At 54.8% G+C, this 24,328-nt stretch carries 20 protein-coding genes and 2 tRNA genes; 7 read left to right on the top strand and 15 right to left on the bottom strand.

Going from position 1 to position 24,328, the window contains the following annotated elements; genetic code table 11:
* Window positions 1-57: 57 nt before the first annotated feature.
* On the bottom strand, window positions 58-198 hold the full coding sequence (locus ASG25_RS22500) for a hypothetical protein (RefSeq protein ID WP_156379924.1): 141 nt from the start codon (window positions 196-198) through the stop codon (window positions 58-60).
* A 1,472-nt stretch (window positions 199-1,670) separates the two neighbouring features.
* On the bottom strand, window positions 1,671-1,862 hold the full coding sequence (locus ASG25_RS23190; protein WP_210168453.1) for a hypothetical protein: 192 nt from the start codon (window positions 1,860-1,862) through the stop codon (window positions 1,671-1,673).
* Window positions 1,863-2,526: 664 nt separating this feature from the next.
* Between ASG25_RS23190 and ASG25_RS01910 the strand changes: the two genes are divergently transcribed.
* Window positions 2,527-3,645 (top strand): CDP-glycerol glycerophosphotransferase family protein, encoded by a 1,119-nt coding sequence (locus tag ASG25_RS01910; RefSeq protein WP_162242154.1) that lies wholly within the window; start codon window positions 2,527-2,529, stop codon window positions 3,643-3,645.
* Window positions 3,646-4,700: 1,055 nt separating this feature from the next.
* Here ASG25_RS01910 and ASG25_RS01905 read toward each other — a convergent pair.
* A complete protein-coding gene (locus tag ASG25_RS01905; RefSeq protein WP_162242152.1) occupies window positions 4,701-8,291 on the bottom strand; it encodes a glycosyltransferase in 3,591 nt (1,196 codons plus the stop codon).
* Between the two features lie 249 nt (window positions 8,292-8,540).
* Here ASG25_RS01905 and ASG25_RS01900 point away from each other — a divergent pair, with 249 nt between their 5' ends.
* Window positions 8,541-9,782 carry a hypothetical protein gene (locus tag ASG25_RS01900; protein ID WP_062468510.1) on the top strand — a complete coding sequence of 414 codons (1,242 nt, stop codon included), beginning with the start codon at window positions 8,541-8,543 and terminating at the stop codon, window positions 9,780-9,782.
* Here ASG25_RS01900 and ASG25_RS22495 read toward each other — a convergent pair.
* The 5 genes from ASG25_RS22495 to ASG25_RS01875 all read right to left on the bottom strand — a co-directional run bounded on the left by ASG25_RS22495 (window position 9,769) and on the right by ASG25_RS01875 (window position 14,298).
* Entirely contained in the window at window positions 9,769-10,713 is a 945-nt protein-coding gene (locus ASG25_RS22495) for a hypothetical protein (RefSeq protein WP_156466858.1), read from the bottom strand. The two genes, ASG25_RS01900 and ASG25_RS22495, sit on opposite strands and share 14 nt — an antisense overlap.
* 352 nt (window positions 10,714-11,065) lie before the next feature.
* Window positions 11,066-11,359, bottom strand: a complete 294-nt coding sequence (locus ASG25_RS01890) for a hypothetical protein (protein ID WP_062468506.1) — start codon at window positions 11,357-11,359, stop codon at window positions 11,066-11,068.
* Window positions 11,356-12,510 carry a site-specific integrase gene (locus ASG25_RS01885; protein WP_062468504.1) on the bottom strand — a complete coding sequence of 385 codons (1,155 nt, stop codon included), beginning with the start codon at window positions 12,508-12,510 and terminating at the stop codon, window positions 11,356-11,358. The genes ASG25_RS01890 and ASG25_RS01885 overlap by 4 nt, the downstream gene beginning before the upstream one ends.
* 199 nt (window positions 12,511-12,709) lie before the next feature.
* Window positions 12,710-13,189, bottom strand: a complete 480-nt coding sequence (locus tag ASG25_RS23040; protein WP_062468502.1) for a hypothetical protein — start codon at window positions 13,187-13,189, stop codon at window positions 12,710-12,712.
* Complete coding sequence (locus ASG25_RS01875; protein ID WP_062468500.1) at window positions 13,186-14,298, bottom strand: site-specific integrase; 1,113 nt, start codon at window positions 14,296-14,298, stop codon at window positions 13,186-13,188. Before ASG25_RS01875 ends, ASG25_RS23040 begins: the two co-directional genes overlap by 4 nt.
* Before the next feature lie 442 nt (window positions 14,299-14,740).
* On the opposite strand from ASG25_RS01875, the gene ASG25_RS23580 reads away from it, so the two are divergent.
* Entirely contained in the window at window positions 14,741-15,232 is a 492-nt protein-coding gene (locus ASG25_RS23580; RefSeq protein WP_062468498.1) for a calcium-binding protein, read from the top strand.
* Window positions 15,233-15,420: 188 nt separating this feature from the next.
* Here ASG25_RS23580 and ASG25_RS01865 read toward each other — a convergent pair whose 3' ends face one another.
* The gene (locus ASG25_RS01865) at window positions 15,421-15,819 is read right to left on the bottom strand and encodes a DUF1236 domain-containing protein (protein ID WP_062468496.1); all 399 of its coding nucleotides are present in this window, start codon (window positions 15,817-15,819) and stop codon (window positions 15,421-15,423) included.
* A gap of 1,082 nt (window positions 15,820-16,901) precedes the next feature.
* Between ASG25_RS01865 and ASG25_RS01850 the strand changes: the two genes are divergently transcribed.
* Window positions 16,902-17,216 (top strand): hypothetical protein, encoded by a 315-nt coding sequence (locus ASG25_RS01850; protein WP_062468490.1) that lies wholly within the window; start codon window positions 16,902-16,904, stop codon window positions 17,214-17,216.
* 179 nt (window positions 17,217-17,395) lie between these two features.
* Here ASG25_RS01850 and ASG25_RS01845 read toward each other — a convergent pair whose 3' ends face one another.
* Together ASG25_RS01845 and ASG25_RS01840 are read right to left on the bottom strand one after the other, a co-directional pair.
* Entirely contained in the window at window positions 17,396-17,626 is a 231-nt protein-coding gene (locus ASG25_RS01845; RefSeq protein ID WP_062468488.1) for an AlpA family phage regulatory protein, read from the bottom strand.
* Window positions 17,627-17,731: 105 nt separating this feature from the next.
* Complete coding sequence (locus tag ASG25_RS01840; RefSeq protein WP_347360117.1) at window positions 17,732-17,896, bottom strand: transcriptional regulator; 165 nt, start codon at window positions 17,894-17,896, stop codon at window positions 17,732-17,734.
* 172 nt (window positions 17,897-18,068) lie between these two features.
* On the opposite strand from ASG25_RS01840, the gene ASG25_RS01835 reads away from it, so the two are divergent.
* Both ASG25_RS01835 and ASG25_RS01830 read left to right on the top strand, forming a co-directional pair.
* Window positions 18,069-18,515: a hypothetical protein gene (locus tag ASG25_RS01835; protein WP_062468484.1), complete on the top strand. Its 447-nt coding sequence runs from the start codon at window positions 18,069-18,071 to the stop codon at window positions 18,513-18,515.
* A 6-nt stretch (window positions 18,516-18,521) separates the two neighbouring features.
* Window positions 18,522-18,597, top strand: a tRNA-Thr gene (locus ASG25_RS01830).
* Window positions 18,598-19,134: 537 nt separating this feature from the next.
* Here ASG25_RS01830 and ASG25_RS01825 read toward each other — a convergent pair.
* Window positions 19,135-19,211, bottom strand: a tRNA-Pro gene (locus tag ASG25_RS01825).
* Between the two features lie 237 nt (window positions 19,212-19,448).
* Between ASG25_RS01825 and ASG25_RS01820 the strand changes: the two genes are divergently transcribed.
* Complete coding sequence (locus tag ASG25_RS01820; protein ID WP_062468482.1) at window positions 19,449-19,946, top strand: BA14K family protein; 498 nt, start codon at window positions 19,449-19,451, stop codon at window positions 19,944-19,946.
* Between the two features lie 207 nt (window positions 19,947-20,153).
* Here the strand turns inward: ASG25_RS01820 and ASG25_RS01815 are convergent, their stop codons facing one another.
* From ASG25_RS01815 to ASG25_RS01805, 3 genes are read right to left on the bottom strand one after another with little or no spacing between them, the layout of a single operon-like run.
* Window positions 20,154-21,374 carry a glycosyltransferase gene (locus ASG25_RS01815; protein WP_082479812.1) on the bottom strand — a complete coding sequence of 407 codons (1,221 nt, stop codon included), beginning with the start codon at window positions 21,372-21,374 and terminating at the stop codon, window positions 20,154-20,156.
* A gap of 22 nt (window positions 21,375-21,396) precedes the next feature.
* On the bottom strand, window positions 21,397-22,674 hold the full coding sequence (locus tag ASG25_RS01810) for an O-antigen ligase family protein (protein ID WP_062468480.1): 1,278 nt from the start codon (window positions 22,672-22,674) through the stop codon (window positions 21,397-21,399).
* Window positions 22,671-24,233, bottom strand: a complete 1,563-nt coding sequence (locus tag ASG25_RS01805) for an undecaprenyl-phosphate glucose phosphotransferase (protein ID WP_062468478.1) — start codon at window positions 24,231-24,233, stop codon at window positions 22,671-22,673. Before ASG25_RS01805 ends, ASG25_RS01810 begins: the two co-directional genes overlap by 4 nt.
* Window positions 24,234-24,328: the final 95 nt, after the last annotated feature.

Below are 24,328 nucleotides of genomic sequence, written 5' to 3'. Positions count from 1 at the left end.
AACCGTGATGCACTAGACTACCGCAGCCCGTCGCCTCACCGCGGCGGGTTTTGCGTTTCAGTTCGGAGAGGGATCAGTCGTTGCGGAGGCCGGAACGATGGTGGTCGTAAGAGCCTGCTCTTCGGGCTGATAGCCGATCCAGAATAACGACACGGCGGCGACCAGCGCGAAGGCTGCGATTATAGCGGTGCGTTTCATGTCAGGCTCCTGATGTTGTTGCACGCTGAACGCGCGCTCAACAACGTTTGTTCGCCAGACTGAAGTCCTACTGCTTCTGCCCCGTCTCCGGTTCCCGGCGGCGAGGTTTCTCGTTTTAGGTAGAAGCCATGCCCGATATCCCCAAAGAGTAGCTCGGCCCGAGCTTCCAGAAGCACCACATCCATATGGGCTGAAGGACACACCATTTAACAATTTGCGCCGGTGTGGGTGGGCGCCCCCTAAGTGCAGAGGCCTCGATCAGTTCCTGCACATACAGGTCCAGCGCTTCCCCATCGGGTTTGTACTTTGTTAGGTAAAGTACCAGATTTGGCCCGTTGGTTCGACACTAAGCCTGTCGGCGCGTTTTGTCATGGCTTAACAGAGCGCTTGGCTAGAGCTAGACATGCCTAATCGAAATAGGCGAACTTAGTGCGTCGTCGACAGCATTGCGCACTACGAGCACTATCCCGTCTGTATCGATGTTGGGCGATGGTACGATGTAAACAATCATGTCGCACGCTGACCGGGTGCACGCGCGTATCGCCTTATGCCTTGGTGCGGTACAGTAGATGCTAAACCGTGCCCCAGTTAAGACCATTATCTCGGCGAGCAATCCATGGCCTCAGCTGAGGCGCATACCTAAACCGTCGTTCCGTTAAACCATTTCTACCGCTCTGCCTTCCTCACTAGGCTGGCCTGAAACCGATGCTTCTCCCATCACCTGGCTCCTTAAAAACGATAGCAGTTCGGTCCAAACTCGCACTCCTTGAACTCTGAGCCGCTATGATAACCTCTTTCGGGGCCCATAACCTTCCAGCACCAACAACACATTGCTGATCAACGTTTATGTCCGCAATAAATTCGATATTAGAATATTCAATGCCATCAAGGACAAGCGTCGCATCTCGAGTCAAGTTACCCTCCCTAATCCAAGGAAAATAATGTTCGATGATGAGAAAATTGTCGACATGCCCTACAAATTAATTTCGATTGCTCACAGACCCGGGAATCTCCATCTGCTTGTAATATATAATTAATCTACCGCTTTGCTCTATAAGGCTGGCCTTCACAAAGGGCAACTAACGCGCCTTAAGTGCTGCGTTAAGCAGCGACACCGACGCAATTGCGGCATTAGTTAAATAGCTAGATGGAAAACGAAGCAATTCGGCTTGCGCTCAGCCAAAGCGAGGATGCTACGATCGACGCAAATTTCGATAATGTGACATTCTCTCTAAACCGCAAAAGAAAGAAACCGGCGCTGTGATTTCCAATGTAATCGAAAATTGCAATGAGGTGGGAAGTGTTGCAAAATTGATTCCGGGATGTTCGGTCCAGTTGATAACCAGGTATTGTAACCTTAATACAGTTGATTATATAAGAGTTATCCAAACTGCTGTGCCGGCATATTGAATAGTGCAAAATTTAAATACACCGAGCGTGCAATAAATGCGCTACCGCTGCTATAAAATTAATTACTTGCGAATCTGGAATGTTGATTGACTATCTTCGAAGCCCACAGATCTGCGATTGCGACTAACATCTAAAGGCGTCGTGCGGATGCAGTTGTAAATTTCGTCCGCAATTTCTTCCAGCGTTAAAGTTTGCGCCATTGGAAAGTACCCGCGCAGCACACTACTAATTGCTTCTCTATGCGCATTTTCCATTAAATTTCTCCAACCAACGCTGCCGGAAATGTATACATATTTGATGACGGTTATATGACAGCTGCCCTACAGGCCTACCCGGGAGAAGGCCAGTTTCGGAAAATCACACCTTATCTCACCGAATTTCAGCCCGAGCGTGTATCTTGCGCAAAGTAGTTGCCTGACTGTCATAAATGTTACATAATTTGGTGTCGCGACTAGTTTAAAGGCCGATTTTAATGACGCGGGTTATTACCTTTGGAACGTTTGATGTATTGCATATAGGGCATATACGAATTCTTCAAAGAGCGAGGGCCTTAGGTTCTCACTTAACAGTTGGAATATCTACCGATGCATTGAATTGGTCGAAAAAACAGAAGAAGACGGTATATTCTCAACAAGATCGTTTGGAAATCGTCCAGGCAATATCTGGTGTAGACGAAGTTTTTTTCGAACACTCCCTGGAAGAAAAGGGTCGTTATATCATTGAACACAGGTCTGATGTTCTGGTGATGGGCGACGATTGGGCGGGTAGGTTTGACGAGTTTAACACATTGTGCAGGGTGGTATATCTGCCCAGAACAGATGGTATATCGACGACACAGCTCCTACAGGAGATAAGAGCAGTAGCCTCTTAGCTATGCGAGCGCCATTCCGACTTGCATTTGTCGTTCGTAATGAATTTATGTTTCTCCAGATAGAGAAGCTATGGACTTCATATGAGCAAGCAGATGTCTTGCTATTGGGCGAAATCACGGACTGGGATCCGTTTCTGGCAAGGCAACACGGCGCAGAAGCAAAGAGATTTAAAAAAGTCTCTTATTTTGAGCTTGTGCAGCTTGATGGAACTTACGACGCGTTGTTCGTTCAAACTCCATTCCCGTTGATTGAAAAATTGGAGCGAAGCCGCCTAATAACCGTACAGTATGGTCTCGCTAAGGAGCGACATAACTATGGGGTATGGCGCTCTCTGGCTGATCTTAATCTAATGTACGGCCCATACTCAACGAGCGCCGTCTCCATTTTCTCCAATAGCATATCCGTCGGAAACTTGAAGTTTGCAGGTGTGAACCTGTGGGGAGACAAGCAGGTAAGAAAGATTTTGAAAGAACTGCATGGATTAGATGCTGATAAGCAAACGATATTATACATGCCGACATATCGTGACTTAGGTTCTTTCGAAAAATTACTAAATCCACTATCGCGTATGCTGTCTCGTTATAATATCCTGATAAAAATTCATCATAATCAGGAAACACATAGCGATTTCACGTGGAAGGATAGAGCTTCTTCGCTCGGATTTAAGCATCTGTACGGAGGCAACTCTAACCAAGGCGATTTGCTAAATCTCTGTGACGTTGTAATCAGCGATTTTTCCGGTGCTATCTTTGACGGTTTATATGCCAGGAAACCCCTCGTCCTGTACCAAGAAGGCGCCGAGCGACTTGTGGGAACGCAAAGCTTTGACTTGGAGTCGATCGAATATCGGCGCCGGCATGAGCTCGGCATCGTCTGTGAGAGTCCAGAGGACCTCGCAGCCGCCGTTGAAGCCGCGAAAGGATTCGCCATTAAAATGCAGCATCAGTTGGACACCATTCGAGCTGAATTAATGACGGATGTTAGTGATCCTGATGTGCTAGAGACTGCTAAGCGGGCTGTCGACGATCTGTTGACAGGGCATTACGAACGACCCTCAAGAGCACAACTTTATGTACGCGATATGTACAAGTCGCTCCGTTCAGCTGAGCGTGAGCTGGCGGCTTTAAAACGAAAACCGCTTTGGCGTCGGCTTTTGCGGATGTGAACGGCGATTTCCGCAATGATCCCAGGGGAGCTCGTTATAAAATTTTGTGCCCTTTTAGATATGTTTCATGCACAGCATATTAACAACGAGTGGCCAACCCTTTTGCAACTCCGCCTGCCGTTGGCAGATGTCGATAAGTTTTAAGCTGCCCGATAGAGCCGGAGTCTGAACTTGATGAAAGGCTGCAATGCCTTAAGGCGTAACATCAGGTCGCGGATGTGGGTGATCTAGATCAACACTTCGGTGGGGGGCACGGGTTTCTTCGAACTCTTAGCAAGCCAATGAGAGCGTTCAAGCCATCAAGAAGACGGACAACTCAAGCGTACATGGTTTACGCGAGATCCGATCACCATAATATTGAAGGAGCAGGAGGCTGGCGCGAAGACGGTTAATGTCTGTTGCAAGCACGGCACCTCGGATTCAACTTTAGAAAAGCACAAGGCGAACTATGGCGGCATAGACGTGTCCGATGTCAGCAAGGTGAAAAGCGCTCGAGGAAGAGAACGGCAATACGTAGAAGTTGCTCGGAGAGGCCATGCGGAACAAGGCAATCCTGAATAATGTCGCTGCGGCTGGATGGTGACGCCAGATGCAAATTGGAATGCGATGGCTTAGGTTTGTGCACGGCATTGGTGAGCCAGCGTCGGGCATACGTGGTCCATCGCTTTATCGGTCGAGCACGTGAAACCACTTTGCGCTGCGTGACGATACGGCCATTCGTAGGGCAATGAGGAAAGTGGTGCCGAGCGGCGGCGCTTCGGTCACCGGCGCATAAACGTCATACCCGACCGGCAGGGAATCTTCATGAACCAGAAGAAGGATTGGCATTCCCTTGGGAGGAGAAGCTGACGGTGCGCAAGCGTGACGGCAGAAAGCAGATCCTAGGAACAAGGCGTCCCCTGGCTCTACACCTAGAACCATATGAGCGCTGGGCCTACTCTTCATTAGTGATGCCCCCACCGCGGCGGCCGGTTCCGTGCTGCGTCACTGATCTACGGCTTCACCCTTGAATGCCTTTGCCTTGTCGGGTCGCATAAGTCGCCCGCCAGCACTGCTTAATGCTGAGAAGTTACAGTGCAATCGATTGGCTGAGATAGGATTTTCAGAAATTCCTGGATTGCCTCCTGTCGGTAGCTGTCTGCATCGAAGACTGCAGCTTCAGGAAGCGCGTCATCTAGACACAACTTCATGCCTTCTCGAAGCCCTTCGATACTATTATGTACAAGAAAGCCGAAACGGTCACGCAGCACGCCGCGGTTGCCAGGTATGTCAGTCGCAATTATCTTTATGCCAAGAGATAGCGCCTCAAGCAGAACCATTGGTTGACCCTCATGATTCGACGGCAGCACGAGCGCCATAGCGGCCCTCATCGCGGGGAACGCGTTCGACCGGTGTCCGGCGAGGTGTATCGAAGAAGCTAGTCCGGAAACCTTGATGAAGTTTTCTAGCATTTGGCGTAGCGGACCGTCTCCTATGATTAGAAGCTTCGCATCGGGGTAATCTTGAATTAACTCACAGAAAGCGTTTAGTAGCTTAATGTGATCCTTCTCGGAAGACAGGCGGCCAACAGCCACAAACGTTCGGCTCCCGGCAAGCCAAGGCAGGAGGTCTTCGTCTACAGGCTCAAGGCTATTTTTCTCGATCGCTTGCGGAGAAATTACATTCATCGCAGATGTAAACTTATCCCCTGGCAGCAGAAAATTATCACTCATGTTGCCTCTATTGTGTTCATCGAGATCCTTGCTAACGGAAACCAGTCGATCAAATTCACGATATGTCCTGAACAGGTACTCCAAGGCCGGGTTCTTCGTGTACCACTCCTGATACATATCGTTATGGAGGAAAGCGATCTTTTGCGTACTTGCAGAGCTGCTGAAAAGAATTGACCAGAAGTAACTATAACCTTCGAACTGGACTGCGTTGTCAAATCTGACAAACGAGAATACCCGCCTAAACTCCAGCAGGTAAGCATTAGAGACGATTTCGCGGATATTTTGGTTAGGGATATTTTTCATCCCTAGCGCCGCGCTCACCAACCATCTTTGTTCAGGAGTCATTGGCATCAAGCCAACTCTCCCAATTAGTTGCATTTCATTTGGAACAGCTCGTACAGCTGCAAGTCGCCCTTCATCCTTCTCAATCGCTGCTACATCAACGCCGAGGTATCCGGTGACGCCTTTCTCAGAGAGAGCCGTAGCTAGATTGATAAATGATGCTGTTATCCCATTTGCCATAAACGGGCCCGCATAAAACAGGGTTCGCTTCTTCCTTGAACATTCACTCTCTGACGGTAGCTCATGGAAAAAGAAATCTCTTACCCTGGAGGTAGCGTTTCCGTCATCGTATGGGCAAAAACGTGCGGCCGCTTCCGCATAGCGAGTCTCATCAATTGTAAAGTCTTCGAGCGCGTCTAGAAGCTGATCCAGAGACTCAACAACTTTACCAGGCATATCATTGATATTTAGATAGAATCCGCGCTCAGCGGAGTACTCCTCTAGGTCGAATGCGTAAAAAATAATGGGTTTTTTCAGTGGGATAAACTCAAAGAACACTGAAGAATAATCGGTCACTAGAATATCGGTCAAAGCCAAAATTTCACTGGTATCGAGTTCTGGTGGCGCGATTATCACATCAACGTTCAAGCCATGGAGTTCCCTCTGCTCCATCGAGTGACCGCGATACACAATTTGAAATCCCTTTGCTTTCATAGCATCGAGATCGCGCCGTAGGCGTGCAATATTCACATTTACGCCCTTATGCGTCCCACGCCATGTTGGAGCGTAAAACACGACAGGAATTCCATTCTGCAGACCTAGAATTTCACGCGCTCTGGTTAGGCTCTCGGAATTTGGGGACACCGTGAGGTCGGATCGTGGATAGCCTGTGATCTTGAGCTTATGTTCAATAAGTCCTTCGATTCCGAAATCCTCTATAGTGGTTTTCGCTGTGTGCTCATTCGGTACAATCAAGTGAGTGGCTTGCAAGAAATTCCTGGCGCCATTGGCGTGTTCTAGGAAGCGGCCTCTCATCTTGATCCCTAGAGTTTTGAGAGGCGTGCCGTGCCAAGTGTTTAGGTATCGTTGATCCTCTCGCCGGACAAACCATGCAGGAAAAGTGCTGTTGTTTATAAGATGACTCGCGGACGCCAGAAAGCGCAGATAATTGAATGAATTTTTTCTAATGAAGATTACATTGTGAAGATTTTTATAGTCATCTGGTACCGCCATCGCGTCTTCCAGAACCCAGACATGTAGCCATCCGACGTAGTTTGGATCACTTAGTAACGATCTAAAAAGAGCAAGTGGGCTACAAGCCATCGATTGACCGCCGAATGCTTCATACACAATCGTACGGTCCTGCAGCGCCAGCGCAGAACGCATGTAGGTATAGTCTTCAAGATTCTTACGGTTATGTGCTCGCTTAAATATTGCATGATCCATGCCAAAATGATTGGCATCCACACGCGCCTCTAGAAGGCACCGGACTGCCTCCTGAAATTCACTATTCAGGTAAAGCGCAGTCGACCGCTTCACATGATAGCCGGTATTCAAGCTGTCGCTTCTATCGATTAAGAGCTTAAATATGTAAGCGGTTTGGCTCCATTCACATCGACCGAACGCGCCGTCCGCAGCCCGTTGTAGGTAGGCCGTATCCATGTTTTCAATTACAGGGATAACGTGGGTGGTGTCCTCAACCGACGAAAGGTACGCCAAGTTAACCCCAAACGACTTAAGTAGGAAGAAGGCAGACTCTTGCCATTTACTCTGCAACGACTTTACGTAGCCGAGGCGAAAATTAACTCCTACCGTGTCACCTAGCTGAAGCGAACGCTTATACGCACGCTCCGCTTCGTCGAGCTTTCGGGCTCGCTCCAGCACGAAGCCTAGTCTCTTGTACCAGTGTGAACTGGGCTTCTCGGTAACTGCCTTATTGTACCAATTTTCCGATTGCTGCCATTCATATGCGTAGTCGAACGCCTGAGCGGTGCGGTAAAACAATTCTGCATCATTGACTGATCGTGCGCGCCGTTCGTACTCAACCGCGGCGTCCGCCCAGCGACCCTCCTTCTGCAGCAGGTGCCCGATCCCAAATCTCTGAACTGCTGATAAGTTTGATGCTGTCTCTATCTCAAGGTATGAAGCCGACGCTGCGTCTGATCGACCAGATTCACGCATGAGGTCCGCTCGTTCGAGCTGCCATAAGGTACGATTCGGATCTAGCCGCAAAGCTCGATCATAGCTCTCCGCCGATTCCTCATACCGGTGCATTGATCGTGCAATTCTTGCATGGCGGACGAGTCGATGCGGAGTGGCGGGTCCAACGCGCACTGCGTTACGTGCGGCTTCCAATTGGAGCCACGGCCTATTTACCTTCCTATAGCAGAGGCTAAGTGCTTCCCAAATTGATATGCTGTCTGGGGAAATGTTTGATGCTTTTTCAAGAGGAATTACAGCTTTGGAATACTGTTCTAGATAAATAAGTATCCGTCCTGAAATCTTCAGTGCATGCCTATTTTGGGGAAAATAGTACTGCAGGAGCGACGACAGCTCTAAACCTCGTTTCATGAAATAGGCGATGGTCCGTTTCGCAGCCTTCGTTTTGGCCAAAGCAGTTAGTTTGGGCTGCAACTTCTCTACAAGCGTCATCGTCATCTTCCGAATTACAAAGAGCGTCTTCTGTATTAGGAGGTGCCGGCCGCGATGGGCATCACCAAGAGCGTCCATATATCCTGTATTGAGATCGTTGGCAGCAATTATGAGGCAAAGCCACATCGCCGTCAGCTGCGGCTGTCGGGACGCGATGTACTCCCCAACTTAAGGGCCTAAAATTGACGTGCTTGAACCCCTGTAAGGAACGCGGTAGGACCGTAAGAGGGATAATCCAGGTAAAATGAGTTGATCAAGAAAAAGTGGTACAGTGACATTCAGAGCTCCCAAGTCAAGGCCGCTGCCCTGCGGGAAGGCGTCCTAAACCTGGCCCTTGCTCGCGTTGCAGACGCGATTGGAGACTTCAGTGGCGATCTTGAGCAGCTTCAAACCCAGACGTTCTTGAATTCTATTGATGAGCTTCGAGCTGAAGTCGAATACCTCGTTCAAGCGATTGAACCGGTCAGCGATTTGGACGCTTGGTTCCTAGCGCATGACTTACTGACCCTCCGGATGCATCTGGTCATGGCGTATTTTTGCCGCCAGGTCATTGATGCCGCGATGAAGCGAGAAGCATTGGAGGTGCTTGCCAATCCGTCTCGATATACCGCGTTTTCTACGTTGGAGTTCTCTGTCCTTGCGTCTTGGGTAGCAGATCACGGCGACCTAACCCTGATATCTTTATTGCCTAATATACATAAAAAATTGGCAGCAGCTGTAGCCAGAGAAACCCGTCCGCTAATTCGTGGTGTTGCCCTTGCATCCGGGGATCGCGACGGTTACCGCCAGAAATCAGCTGTTACTTTAGCCGACGGAGACAGGAGTTTTGAAGAATTTGTCTCGGGAAAATCAATTGCCATTGTTGGTCCAGTCAATACCGGAGTAAATAATGGTGAAGAGATCGACTCGTTTGATGTAGTTATACGCTTCAATCATCACGATAAAGCTCAGTACCAGTCTAACACGTTTGGTAAGCGCTCAGACATATCGTACTACACAGATCCTGCCTTCCGGAAAGTTGTGATTGGCACTAAAAGCAGTCTCTCTGGGTTGGCGTTTGCAGTTCCACAGAAGGCCGATGTGGTCAGTAGTCAACTAGGGGTCTTGAAGCTTGAAGCAAAGATAAGATCAGCTTACCGACAATCGAATTCGGTTTTCTTCAAATCGCATGGCAATGCTCTACAGAGAATGCTGTTTGATCTGTTGAGGTTCGACGTCGGTGCGGTGAAAGCATTCAATATGGATATGTGGCTTTCTTCACATGATAGAAACTACAGGGCCCGTCGATCTAAGCTGGACCCCCACATGTTCATTCATCACGATCTGATTTCCAACTTCCGCTTCACTAAGCGTTTGGTAGCGAACGGTGTAATTACGGTCGACAGAACATTAGCACAAATTCTCTTGGTGAAAGAGTTTGATTATATAGTGCGTCTTGAACTCCTACACGGAGAGACTTTCCGAGACTCGCAGACTTCTAGCGGTCTTTAGGATCTGCTAATTCTTGAACGATTGCCAATCCGCCTGTCTTGGAAGCTGCGCTGTTTGCTGCTTGGGTGACTGCGATAGTATATATCTTGTTATCGCGAGTGACGATTACACCTTCATTCTCTAACCGCGTGGTCATGACGCCTTGCGAATTTAGCTGTTTCATTACGGTTTCTGGGTTGTCTAGGCCGTCATACGCTATGCTGCCGTCGAACCGGAAGAGCTTGACGCCATACTCTGTTGGAGCTTGGTCTCTGTTGCGTATGTAGTTTGAGCCATAGCTACCCACGATTCCTCGACCAGAAACGGCAAAACCCTGCCTTTTAACGGGAGCTGATTTATCGATTTCCGGGTCCGCGAGAATTATCGTTTCCATCTCGTCAAATCGCCGATTGCGGATTGAGAGGACATCTCGTCCACTTGTCTTTGTTTCTAGAAACCAACGATCGTCTCTCATCGCTGACTGGTATAGGACGGCTGCTCTCTGTTTTCTTACGTAGGAGGGTGCCGACATCGGCGTCGGAAGCGCCGACACGTCGAACTCTAGGAGATTATTTCCTCTAGACTTGATCCATACCGAGGGGCGCATGTGATTATTGTCGCTGACAACGCATGTCTCTCCAAGGCCGTCGCCAGCTTTAAAAATAGTTAGAAATTTACCGCTCATCCAATCATATACCGCCACCCATTGGCTTCTGTCGCCGCCGCCGCGGCTTGCGTTTACAACGAATAGATGCCCGTTAGTTTCATCGACACACGCCTGCTGAGGGTATAAATATTTTGCGCCAGTCGATGCTAATATTTCGGAATTGTAGGGAGTAGATAAGGGGATTTCAAAACGGACTTTCCTCTCAGCGGCTAGCGAGGCCTCAGTGTTGTTAAAGAGCGAAAAAGATACAGTCGCAATGACAAGAGAAATCCTTAAATACATCATGCTTCCTTCTAGTTTATACTAGTATTCTCTCGAAGGTCTTTCGTATATGGTGTTGACCTACGAGCTAATTTACAGTTGCGGAACCGCGTTGTAGGGTGACTTAAGAAGGATGAGCTGTTAGATATCCATTGCGCCGCCTTTTACCTTTTTTCTCGTTTTCTCGTGAAACCAAGACACACAACAATCGCAATAATCGTTCGGGTCTACGGCAAAATTGTAGCAGGTTAGTCGAGAGGCTTTGCGGCTTTATCCTTTTATTGGTATAATGCGGCAACGTGACAATGATCCTTCGCGTTTCGATGAGAAGTGTCGATATCACAAAGGACGGGTTTGATTTGCTCCGTTGTACATATCAAGCTTTGAGTTCTTTCTGCTTCCGCCTCCTCAACGATTCCCCCAGCCGCTCTTCACCATCCGGCGCCGTCGCGGCGAACCCCACCGTGATCCCAAAATAGCCATCGTAGAACTTACGCACCAATGGCACAGGCCGGCCGCCATGTAGCGGGTCGATCTGCGGAAAGCCCTTCCGCATGAGCTGCGGGATGACCGTTTTCACATACAGATCTGCTCGCTCCTTTCCTATGATCGCCACAGCGATCTGCTTGTCGGTCGCGAACATGGGGAGTGAGGCGAGGGGGTCGGTCATTGTTTAGGATCGCTATCGTCTTCCGGTCTCGCCATCTTCCGTCTTAAAGCCTCCATCGCGTTTGCTACTTCCTCGTCGAGCACATGAGCGTAACGCGTCGTGGTCTTGATGTCGGCATGACTAAGCGCTTTCTGGACTGTCTTCAGGTTGCCGGTCTCGCGGAGCAGCTTGGTGGCGAGATCGTGCCGGAAGTCGTGAAAGCGGAAATCCTTCACGCCGGCCGCTTTGCGGATCCGCTTCCACTGCGTCTTTAGGCCGTTGTAGGTGATTGGATAGCGAAAGCCTTTGTGCCGAGGCTTGCCGTCCCCTTTATAAGAGGAGTCGGCTTTGCGGGCGCGGCTTGCCTCGTACGTGAAGACGAACTCCGCATGATGACCACGCAGCGGAAGCAGGATGTCGCGCACCGTCGTCGTGATGGCCGTTTTGACCATGCGTCCACCCTTGCCGGGCTTCGAGATCCATCCCGTCTGCCAATTCACCTCGCTCCACTTCAGAATACATTCCTCCAGGCGCAGGCCGGTGGCGCGAACGAACGCAAAGATCGGCTCGTAGTCTGGTCGGGTGGCAAGCGTGATCGCGGCGCCTTCGTCTTTGCGGAGCTCGCGCACGCGCTCTTTTGGTTCGGCCAACCAGTGATCGCGCCAGATAGGCTCGAGCGGGAAGCTATAGCGCCAGGTGCGCTTCGCCCTGGTGAAGATCTTCTTGAGCACCAGCGTCGTCGATCGATTGACGGTGGCAGCGGAAACCATCTTCATTGGTTCGCCATCGGCTCGCTCGTCACGTCCCCACGCCGGCTGGGCACGCCGCCATTGTATAAGGGCGGAGACATCGCCGTCGGTGATGTCGGCGAGCAGTTTGCTCTTGCCAAAGTAGTCGACAAGTCGAGCAAGGTCGGTATCGGTTGTCCCAGAGTTAGCGTGCAGTTGACCAACCTCTAGCCAGTAGCGGCTTACTGCGGCGCCAATCGTGAGCGGGCCACTGCCGCTCGCCACACCACGCTTAGCGCCTTCTCGTGCATTGGCTTTTTCTATCGTCTCCCTGTTCTCCGCCTCTCGGCGATTCTGGCTTCCCGTTGAGCCATGAAATCGTATCCCTCCGACGACGAAGTCGAAGTGGTAGTACGGACTGTTTTTGGGCTTGTAGATGGACATTGGCGCATCCTCCGCCGGTTCACGAAGTCTTCGACGTCTCGCGGATGGAATGCCATCCGCTGACGGACCGTGCCGTTGCCTGTCGATATGAAGGCGATTTCTCCGTTGCGAACGAGATCGCGCAGCGTCTTCGTGGACATGGCCAGCATGGTCGCGACCTGTTTGGCGGTCAGTAGCTGAAGCTCATCTGCTGGACACATCATCGCCTCCTCCCTTCCAATTCCCACGCCTCTATCTTTCGCATCTCCGCCTTGCCGTCCTTTGTCAGCGTGAACCTGCGCTTGCCCTTCGCGTCCTTTGTGATCTCGCGCACCATCGATTTGCCGGAGAGCATGACGAGGGTCGCTTCACCAGCGCCTGGGATCTCCGCGGCAGTTTCGCATTCCGGATGGTCACGCATGAATCGCAGGACCTTCACGTGTCGGTCGTCGAGGTCGGTTGGCGAAGACAGGCGATCGAGGGCGGCACGCAGAACCGACTCTCCAGTGCTCTCGCCTCTCTTGAAACTATCAATCCACGTGTCGAGATCGCGCACATCGTAACGGTGCATGCGAACTCCTTCGCCGAGCGCGATCGCTCTCACCGGGCACACCCCGCTAAATGTCGAGACCGACAGCCCGCAGTAGGCCGCCGCTTGGCTCTTGGTGAGGAGACGCGGTGCCACGGTGTTCTGCGTCATGACCCCGCTCCCCACTTCACGTGCTTGCCCACATAGCCGAGAGGATCCGCCCACCATTCTGCAGCCCGCCACAGAGTCGGGACGGGAAGGGTGTTGATCGCCTCGATGAGCGGCGTCTGCGGCACATTGGTGTAATGCCGGCTCATGCTGTCGACGGCATGGCCAAGGATCTGGTCCTTTATGTGAGGGTGAATCTCGTTGAGCACCAGCTGCGTGGAGACCGTGTGGCGGCCCGTGTACGGGCTTACGTCATCGATGCGGATGCCTCGCTTGCCCAGACGTTCACGCGCGCCGTTGATCGCCCCCTTTAGCTGGCCGCCGCGCTCCTCAAGAAGCTGGTAGGATGTCCCGCGGTAGTTCTGAAAGATCTGCGGCGGCCCCTTTTTGCGCTTCAGGAGTGAAGCAAAAAGCGGAACAAGGAACTCGTGCATCGGTACGCCGCGAGGCTCGCCCGTCTTGGTATGCTCGAGCGTCAGCCACCTGCGAGCCACATCAACATCGCTGGGCTCAAGCGTAAAAAGTTCGACAGGTCGCATGCCGGTGTAAAACAGCGCCGTCATGACCATGGCGGGGGCAGGGGACATGTTTGATACGAACTCAGCGGCTCGCTCGTAGGATACTGGGCGGGTGCCCGACCTTGTGCTCGTTGATCGCTGCCTGGTGCCCTTCTGCTTCCGCGGTCGCGCCCATTGCCTCGGCTCTGCCCACTCGTTTTTCGCGGCGTGGTTCCAGACTGCGATAAAGGGCGTAAAGAGCTGCCGGTTGCGTGTGACCGCCGCCGTGTCGGGGTAGAGCCTTAGCGATAGCAGATCCAGATCGTTCTGGTGGATGTCTCGCAACAGCTTGTTGCCGAAGGCGTCGACCACCGGCGCCATGAAGCGTGTAGACCCACCGGCGACGAGGTAGGCGTCGACCGCCGTCTTGAACGTCACGACAGCCTGTTTGCCAAAGATGCTTTCGTCGAGCAGTTCTCGCTCACGCAAAACGCGAATGGTCTCAGCGGCTGATTTGTCGGCAGTCTTCGTCGACTCGCGAACTGCAAGCCCGCGGATGGTGCCACTGAGCCAAAAGTTCGGGCTATCTTTTCGTTTGTACAGTCTGAGCGGCACCACAGGTTTCCTAAAAGAAAAACAGGTCTGCCCTCGGCACTGTGCCGAAGACGGTCTCGTTCTCCTCTGTGGTGGCATTCGCGCGGATTGGTGGTCCGCGAATAGAAGCTAAAGGGCAAGAAGTAGCGGGTCAATAGTGCACCCGCCTGAGTTTCACCCCAAGCAATTTCTTACATTCGCAATTCAAATGGGAGTATGGCACGCGGCGAACCCCTGGGAGGCCCGCGGCTGCCCTAGGGTTAGAGGGCGGATCACTCGTACACCTATTGTCTAGTGCTCTAAGTCGTACTGCTTAGAACTGTGGTCTGAATCAGCCAATGTGGTGAGCCTATCAGACAAACATCTAGTTGATATCCCTAAAATACAATCGATTATGGTTCCTCCGGCGCTATTTCGTCCACGTTGGCGTTATCGGCAAATCTTAGAATTGAAGGAGGAAGCAATGGCGAAGATCACGGGTAACAACAAAGCGAACAAGCTAGAGGGTACATCGAAAGCAGATATAATATCTGGTTTGGGCGGCAATGATAAGATCTCCGGACATCGAGGGGACGACATCTTAAAAGGTGATACTGGGAACGATAGAATAGGAGGAGGACAAGACCATGATAAGCTGAACGGCGGGTCGGGGAAGGATACGTTTGTCTTCAATTCGTTTGCGGCGAAAGACAGCGATAGGATTACAGATTTCGTTCCGAAAACAGACAAATTAGAGTTTACTCATAACGTCTTTGAACTTGGGCTTGGCAAGCTGGACGCCAAAGAGTTTTTTTCAGGCACAAAAGCGCATGACGCAGACGATCGTTTCATTTATGACAAGAAGACTGGGAATCTATACTACGATGATGATGGGAATGGCTCTCATTCACAACATTTGGTCGTGACGCTCACAAATCATGCTTCGATCACGGCCCACGATTTCCTTATTATTTGATTCTTTTCAGTGCCTGGCTTCGCAATTACGTGCGGGGCCTTTGTGGCGTCCTACTCGAAGTCTTGGTTAGCCAAGTGGCTCTGGTCGACCTACACAGTTAGTTGCTGCCGCAAAATCGTTATGAAATGCCGGCATACAAAAAAGGCCCCTCGATAGAGGAGCCCTTTCCTGGCTTTCAGTGCCGGAGGTCACTGAACGATCTGAACGACCTTGCGCGACTTGTGTTCGACGATGACACGCTGATTGCCAATGACGGCATACTCGTAGTTCGGATCTTCCGGGATCTGCTGGACAACAACCGTTTCGGGCAGCGGCTGACCGAGAGCAACCCCGCCATCGACCACGACAGTCTGTGTGGGAGCAGGAGCCTGCTGAACGTACGTGACAGTGCGCGTAGACGGCGGATCAATTGCCGTACCAGCAATCGCGCCAACAGCGCCACCGACTACCGCACCAACAGGGCCGCCAATAACGGCACCAGTGGCAGCTCCGCCGACGAGGCCGGTGGTGGTGCCGCCATCTGCGTTTGCCGCTGAGGCAAAGCCGAAGGCAAGAAATGCTACGGGGATGAGAAGCGCTTTTTTCATAACGGGTCCTTTCGTGTAGATCGACACTGAAAGGGACGAACCCGCTTCTAAGTTCCTCCCATCGGACTTAAGTCTGATCCGCAGGCAAGCCGCATAAAAAAGCCCGGTAGAACCGGGCTCTTCGTTACCAGTATCGGCGTCTCGGCGGCGGCTCGTACGCTGCCTCAGCTGACCTATAGCCCATCGCATGTCCTACCAGGAAACCAGCGATACCTATCAGGGCCAGTAGCCCGGTAGCAGTATGCGGATGGTCGGATACGCCTGATTTGACGGCAGCCACTTCGGCCTTGATAGCATTTGCCGCCTTAGTAGCGGTGCTCTCGTTTTCGTAATGCCCGACCGGGCTTCTGTCATCCATGATTATCTCCTTGGTTCTCTGCGAAAACTTGAAGCGAGAGTGAAGGTTCCAGTCGAATGGTGCGCCTGCTTAAGCGGCATGCATTAGCGTGTCGCACTGGAATCTCACAAGCAGGGACGTGAGCTCCCGATGCGCTAGTGCGGTTCTCTGTGGTCTTAAGAAACGATCGCTTGACTCTCCTCAGCTACCAGAACAAAATGGGAACATAGTCCGCTGTTTCCGAAAACATTCCCAACCGAGAGTCTCCCCATGACTAGCGCGTCGCATCACCGTGTCCAGCAATCCGAGGCATTCCAAATGTCAGCCGACACCTTGGCCGAGGAAATCATCGCCTCCTATAATGGCGACCACAGGGCTGCGCTAAAGTCTGTTCTGGCAGACTCGCTGTTCTTCCAGTCACAGCTGCACACTGCGTCGTGCTTGCTCTCAAAAGGAATGGGAAGGGGCTGGACTCCTGCCTTCGAACGGATCCCTGCTCGGGAGCGCTGACCGTGAAGCACAATCGCGGCAGCGACTTACGTGCGGAAATGTCAGCGCCATTTAAGCCTGCCCGTAGCAGAGACGCGAACTACGATTTGTGGCGTCTGATTGGCGACCTTCCGCAATACGAGATTCTTGGCGGAAGGTGCCCGCAATGCTCGCACGTCGGATGGCTGGACATGACTGTCGTTCGACAGCGGGCAGGGGCTAATATGAGCCTTAATCAGTTTCAGGAAAAACTAAAGTGCCATTGCGGAAACCGCAGCGGCAATTGCCTGATGATTGGCACCTTGGCGCGATGAAGCCCACGAATGACGAGACAGGAATCGAGTTCAAAATGACAGCCGACCGCGCGATCATCACCCTTTTGCAGGAACTCGACATCCCGCCCTCCACGGACATCAGCCTGTTTGAAATTGGTCCGCCGCTAACGCGACAGGGTTACGATCAAGATGCAATTCTGAACGGCTTGTTTTTCCTTCAGCGGCAAAAAATGATCGATCTTCGCGGCAATCGCCTGCACGTCCTGAAAGAGCTACGCCACCAAAAAGGGCATTGATCAGTCGATGTTCAGTTGGCAGTCCTGACTTAATGGTCGCCCAGGCCGCGCAGCACGTGTTTGGCGGCGGTTGAGTGTTGTTACGGCGTTTTCTACCCACCAAGTGTTCCATCGAGCCCAACTCGCCTCAAGTTTGCCATCTAGGAGCAGTTCATAGAGGCGTATGTCGTAGTCTAGGCTCACCGGTCTTTACGCACCTGCGCCGTGATACGCGCCTCAATTTTCTTTTCGATCCAATCAAGAACTTCGCTTTTCACAAAGGCAACCCGTCGGTCACCAAGATCGACGGCAGCCGGGAAACGCCCGGTCGCGCGGTACCGGTTCAGCATCCCTCTCGACATACTCGTCATAGCCGCGGCCTGGTTCAACGAAACCAAGACCGCGATGTCGTTGTCGTGCTTGTTGAACATATGGCTCTCCCGGTTACTAAGGTGAGCATAGTCGACATTGGCGATCCGGGCAACGCAGCGGCGAAGAAATTTTTTCCTAAGTTGTTGTATTGTTTTACAAATTTGTCAAACTTGCTTGCGCAATCTGACGCCAGGCCCTTCGCCATTCTCGTCGATGAATATGATGCCTGCGGTCTCGAGGGCTGATTTTAGCTTGGTTAGCGTCACTGTGTTCAGTCCGCCGCGCTCATTTTCAAACCGAGTGATCGTCGCGGTTGTGACGTCTGCCATACCAGCCAGCTCCCTTACTCCGATCTTCAGCGCAGACCTAGCCATTCTCAACTGTGCAGGCTTCATAGTGACACCGTGTAAAAAATAGTTGTTACACGGTGTTGAAAGTAATCACCATGTGCTGCATCCTTATTACACGGTAACAATATCGGCGCAACGAGGAGCTTGGGTCATGGTAAACAAGAAGGTAACTTTCGCGGACGTCGAGGATCCGTTGTTTCATGCGGCAACGCGAACAACGATCGCAATGGAATTTGTGCACAAGCTTCTGGCCGAGAATAGCGGCCTTGGCACTCTGTCCCAGCAGCGAATTGCAGCAGCCCATTACATCCTCGAAACGGCAGAGACAGCCGCACTCGAGGCGCGCGACGTCTATTTCGAGGCGTTTGCCCAGAACAAGGATGCCGCCTTCGGCAAGACGCCTGCAGCGGCATCCGCGGTAACCGTACCATCTGTCAGCGTTGAGATCGGTTCCGACCTTGAAGACTTACGGCAGCAGCTGGAGATTTGCTTCATGGCGTCCGCTGCCCTGCCAGACGAGGACGATAAGACGGCAATGCGGACAGGGCTGTCGCGGGCGCTCGACTTGCTGAAGGTTGCCGAGCGGCACCTTCACTGACGTTTTGGCCCTGTAGCTCAGCGGATAGAGCGACTGCCTTGTAAGCAGTAGGCCGGATTTTCGAATAATCCCAGGGCCACCACTTTGCCGCGTTCCCGTCTCCTCATCGGTAGATCGCGGCCTTTTTTTACAGGGCAATGCATGCACCACCTAGGCGGCCACCATCCGCAGTGCGTTGCTCATGGCGCGGCGTTAGCTGCTGCCGGCCGCTCGCCTGACAGGCGGGCAGAAATGGAAAGAGCCAGTGGCGCTGGAGGACGCCACTGGCTCTAGAAAGTTCGATCCGAGGCCATGGGGCAGGGGGAGGAAGTGCGCTCGGTGTTGATTTAACTCCGTAAACTAGGAAGTGTTCCTCCCATGCCGAGGAACAGTAAACCGGGAGGGCGCCGAGCGAACCCGCATTCTACGACACCCTCCCGGCAGCGCGCACTTTAAAGGCGCGCTACACCGAGAAGATGATTAGTAGGGCGAATGTTCCGGCTCACCGCTGGCCGCTCGCACTCAACACCGGGCGGCTTTCAAATAATTGTTTGATGGTGTTTCCGCTACCGGTGGCGACCAGGTGGCGATTGGGAGCTCTGGGGGAGCTCCGATCAACCCGCTAAGTGGTTGATTTGAATGGTCGGAATGGCCGGATTCGAACCGACGACCCCTTGACCCCCAGTCAAGTGCGCTACCGGGCTGCGCTACATTCCGTTCCGAGGGAAGGCCTATATTCTCAGGCTTGCAGGTGCAAGGGGAAAATGGCGCGGGATCAAGAAAATGGTGGAAGGCCGCAGCGGGGCAGGGGCAGGGGCAAGGGCGGGGGCAGGGGCCGAGCGGCGATCGGGCGCCGGTTGCGCGCCGGTCGCGGGAACGTGATGCCGCAGGTGAGGCGGGGATATTGTCGCGGGCGGTTGGCGTCCTAGGTTCTGTCCGACGAAAGGAAACACCATGAAAAAGCTTATCATCGCATTCGTTTCGCTCGTGACGGCCTTTTCCGGCATCGGTCCGGTCAGTGCCATGCCGCTGTCGAAAGCCGGACCGGTAGAGACCAGCACGGACGTCCAGCAGGTGCGCGACCGCTACATCATCCGTCGCCATGGGCGCGGAGGTTGGGATCGCGGGGACTGGCGCGGCCATCGCAGTGATTGGCGCGGCCATCGCGGCGACTGGCGCGGTCATCGGGCCTATCGCTACGACCGCCGTTACCGGGATCGGTACTACCGTGGCGATCGCGGCGTCGGCCTCGCCCTGGGCGGCCTTGCCGCAGGCGCGATCATCGGTGGCGCGCTGAGCCAGCCGCGCTACGTGGCGCCGGGCTACCGCCGGGTCTATGGCGGCAATTCGCATGTCGCCTGGTGCCAGGCCCGCTACCGGTCCTATCGCGCCTATGACAACACGTACCAACCCTATGGCGGCCCGCGCCGTCAGTGCAACTCGCCGTACTGATGAAGGCATGTCACCGGAACGTGCGCAGCGGTTTCGGGAAACGACATGCATCACAACAAGGCTTAAAGCGCGTTAAGTGCATCCTTTTTCACGCGACGCGCTTCAGGGTCCGAGGATCGCGGTTCGCCGCACACGAAAAAAGCGTCCGCCGGGATCTCCCGCGGGCGCTTTTTCGTGTCGGGTTCCCGGATGGTCAGGGATGCGTTGTCAGCGCCGCGCGCGGACCATCTTGTAGACGGCCTCGGTCTCGTCGATCATCACGTCGAGCGCGAAGCGGGCGCGGTGATGCTCGGCAGCGGCCCGGAAGGCGTGAAAGGTCGAGGGCTCGGCAAGCGTCACCATGGCGCTCGCAAGCCGGGTGGCGTCGCCGTCATTCGGCACGATGAAGCCGGTCACGCCGTCTTCCACAGCCGTCGTCGCGCCGCCGACCGCGGTGGTGACGATCGGCCGGCCGGCGGCGGCCGCCTCCAGCATGACGTAGGACATCGCTTCGTAGCGGCTCGGCATCACGAGGCAGTCGAAGGCCGGTACGGCCTGCGGGCCGGTGAAGGCGGATGTCAGATGGATGCGATTCTGCAGGCCGCTTGCGGCGATCGCGGCCCGCACCGGCGCTTCCTGCTCACCCGATCCCACCATGATGAGATGGGCCTCCGGCAGCGTCGTCGCCGCGTGACGAAAGGCCTCGATCAGGCGCTCGGGCGCTTTCTGGTGCGACAGTCGGCCGACGAAGCCGAACACGAAGGTCTCCGGCGTGATGCCGAAGCTGGCCCGCACCGTCAGCGCCATGTCCTTGACCGGCTGGGAGACGCCATTGACGATGACCGACATGCGCTTTTCGGGAATGCCGAGCGATACGGCATGCTGGTACTCGTCCTGCGAGACGCAGATCAGGTGATCGGTGAGGAACCGGCCGAGAAAGCTCTCGACCGACCCGAACAGTTTGCGGCCGGTAGAGCCGAGCGTCGGGTCCATCGTGCGGAAGGCGTGGGGCGTGTAGATGCGCGGCACGTGCCGGCCGGGCAGGCGCAGGCGGGCCAGCCCGCCGGCCTTGGAGCTGTGGCCGTGAACGATGTCGAAACCGCCGCGGGCGATGATGCGGTTCAGCTTCTTCCACGAGGCGATATCGGCGCGGCCGGGCGAGCGGGTCATCGCCACCTTGTGAATGGCCGGCAGCCCGAGCGACTTCAGCTCGCGCACGAAGCTTTCCTCGGCACGCAGCGGCGAAACGACGGCCTCGACCCGATGTCCGCGCCGCGACAGGCCGTGGCAGAGATCGAGGAAGTGTCGGCCGGATCCGCCGCCGGATGGCTCCAGCACCTGCAGGATCGACAGGGAGGCGCGATCGGCATCGGTTTCCGGTCGCGCGGGCTCGCCGTCGCGCAAAGGCGCATCGGTCGCATTCGGTTCGCTTGAGGTCGGGCTGGTCATGATCTTCGATCGCGGTGGCGTGTCAGGCCGCTGCGCCTTCTGACGTCGTCGTGTGCAGGCCGGGTGCCTGCGACCGTCTGCTGTAGCGGTATTCGAGCGCGCCGCAACCCCAGATGATGCCGAGGAGGAGATAGAAATGGCGCCAATGGTCCGTATCGATCACATTTCCGATACCGGCATGCCCCAGGAGCACGATCCAGCCGATCATCAGATAGGGCTGCCAGGGCCGCTCCAGCAGCATGAAGCGGAAGCCGATCGACAGCGTCCAGACGATCAGCGTCACGTAGGAGACAAAGCCGAGCCAGCCGTAGGAGGTCAGGGTCTTGAGCCAGACATTGTGCTCGTCTTCCGGAAAGATCTTGGAAAACATCATTGGGCCGATGCCGAGCGGACGTTCCATGGACAGGAGAAAGCCGAAGCGGTGGCGTTCGAAGCGGCCGAGATGTCCGCCGTCATAATCCTGGACGAGCTGCGTCCGGCTGGAGAAGAGATCGGCCACCTGCGGGATCTGCAGCGCCACCACCAGCGATGTCACCATGAAGATCATGCCGGACAGCGCAATCACGAAGATCTTCAGACGAAACGCGCCGGTGCGCTCCTTGAGCAGCATGATGAAGACCAGCATGCAGGCCGAGAACAGGTAGAGCGCCCAGGCCGCCCGCGAAAAGGACAGAAACAGGCCGAAGGCCATGATGAGGATGCCGAGCGCGCGCAGCGGCAGGTCGATCAGGCGTCCTTTGAGCACGCCGTGAATGAGGAAGAGCGAGGGGGCGACGAGAAAGGGGCCGAAGACGTTCGGATCCTGGAAGGCGCCCATGGCCCGATCGTAGCGGGTAAAGGCCTCCGCGCCGGGGATCAGCCCGAAATACCCGAGAATGCCGAGGGTGGAGGTGCAGACGCCGGCCCAGACCCAAGCCTGGAACATCAGCTTCAGCCGTTCGTGACGTGCCTCGATGATCGCGGCGTAGAAGATCGCGGTGATCGCGAGAAAGCCGGACACCGCCATGTACATCGGCGCGACGTCGAGATCGTCCATCATGGTGAGCGACAGGATGCCGCCGATCATGAAGAGCACGAGGAGCGTGAACAAGGGTGCGGTGAAGCGCGAAAGGCGCAGGCCGCAGAACGCCCAGATGGCGATGAGCGTCGCGACGAAGAGCTCGTGCGGGGAGGGTTCCACCATGACGAAGCCCTGGAGGAACACGCCGAACGCCACCGCCGCCGAGCCGAGAAGCCCGAACGCAGCCCGTTGCGGCCGGAACACGCCGGGCAGGCCGGCAGGCGCGACGATCGTGCTCAATAGGCGTTTTCCGTGTTGAGAAGGCGGATGGGCGTGAGGAACAGGATCTTCAGGTCGAACCAGAGCGACCAGTTCTCGATGTAGTGGAGGTCGAACGCCGTGCGGAAGCGGATCTTCTCGTCATTGTCGATCTCGCCGCGCCAGCCGTTGATCTGCGCCCAGCCGGTAACGCCCGGCTTGACGCGGTGCCGGGCGAAATAACCCTCGACGACATCGCTATAGTTGCGATCCGCCGTCTGCGCAGCCACGGCATGGGGGCGCGGACCGACGAGCGACAGCTGCCCCCGCAACACGTTGAAGATCTGCGGAAGTTCGTCGATGGAGGATTTGCGCAGGAAACGCCCGACGGGGGTCACGCGCGGATCGCCCTTGGTCACCGCATTGCGGGCGCTGGGGTCGCTCATGTTCGTGTACATCGAGCGGAATTTGTAGACCTCGATCTGCTCGTTGTTGAAGCCGTGGCGCATCTGCTTGAAGATGATCGGGCCCGGCGAGGTCAGCTTGACGGCGAGCGCGGCGCCGATGAAGACGGGCCAGAGCAGCACGAGCGCGATGACGCTGAAGACGACGTCGAAGATGCGTTTGGCGACCGAATCCCAGTCGGCGATCGGCTTGTCGAAGATGTCGAGCATCGGCACCTGGCCGACATGGGAATAGCTGCGCGGGCGGAAGCGCAGATTGGCGGCATGCGCCGCCAGCCGGATATCCACCGGCAGGATCCACAATTTGCGCAGAAGATCGAGAATGCGCCGCTCGGCCGACAGCGGCAGCGCGATGATCAGCATGTCGATGCGGGCCAGTCGGGCGAAGTCGACGAGTTCGGAAAACGTGCCGAGCTTGGGATAGCCGGCAATGATGTTGGGCGAACGACGCTCGTCGCGATCGTCGAAGATGCCGCAGATGCGGATATCGTTGTCGGTCTGCTGCTCGAGGACGCGGATGAGATCCTTGGCGGGCTGACCGCCGCCGACGATGACGACGCGGCGCTCCATCATGCCGTTGCGCGCCCAGCGCCGGATGGAAAAGGCGATGAAGGCGCGTTCGATCAGGAGGAAGGCCGCGCCCGCGAGAAACCAGATGCCGAAGGACAGGCGCGAAAAGCTCTCACCGGTCTTGGCGAAGAACATGACGATGGTGATCGCAGCGAACGCGAGTGTCCAGGCGCCGAGGAGGCGGGGCATGGCGCGGGAGACCGAACGCAGCGTGGGGATCTGGTAGCCATCGGCAAACTGCAGGAAGATGACCGTCAGCGCGGAGCTGGCTGCGAGCATCGCGGCGTACTGGAGCCAGCGTTCGAAGCTCGGCGCGACATAGAGGCCCGTGATGATGTAGCCGATGATGAAGAGGGCGGCGAACTCGAACAGGCGGAGGCAGCCGAGCACCATGGCCGGCGAATAGGTGTCCGCGCGGAACTGCGCCGCGATCCGGCGCGCCAGCGGATTGAGCTCCTTCTGCACCTCGACCGGGCGCACCTCGTCCCGCCCGATCGTCCGGATTTCGGAGATCTGCCGGCGCAAGGCCTCGGGGTCGAACGTTTCCGGCTTCTCGATCTGGTTCATCACGCTGCCCATCCTGCCATTGGCTCGCAAAGACATAGCAGGGAGGCGCTAAGAAACGTTTACACCCGGGACGGCAGGGGAACCTGGTCAACAAT

This window comes from Rhizobium sp. Leaf384 (genome assembly GCF_001424065.1).
Taxonomy (GTDB): Bacteria; Pseudomonadota; Alphaproteobacteria; order Rhizobiales; family Rhizobiaceae; genus Ferranicluibacter.
The sequence above is the reverse complement of the archived record's forward strand: the minus strand, read 5'-3'. Positions and strand labels throughout refer to the sequence as shown.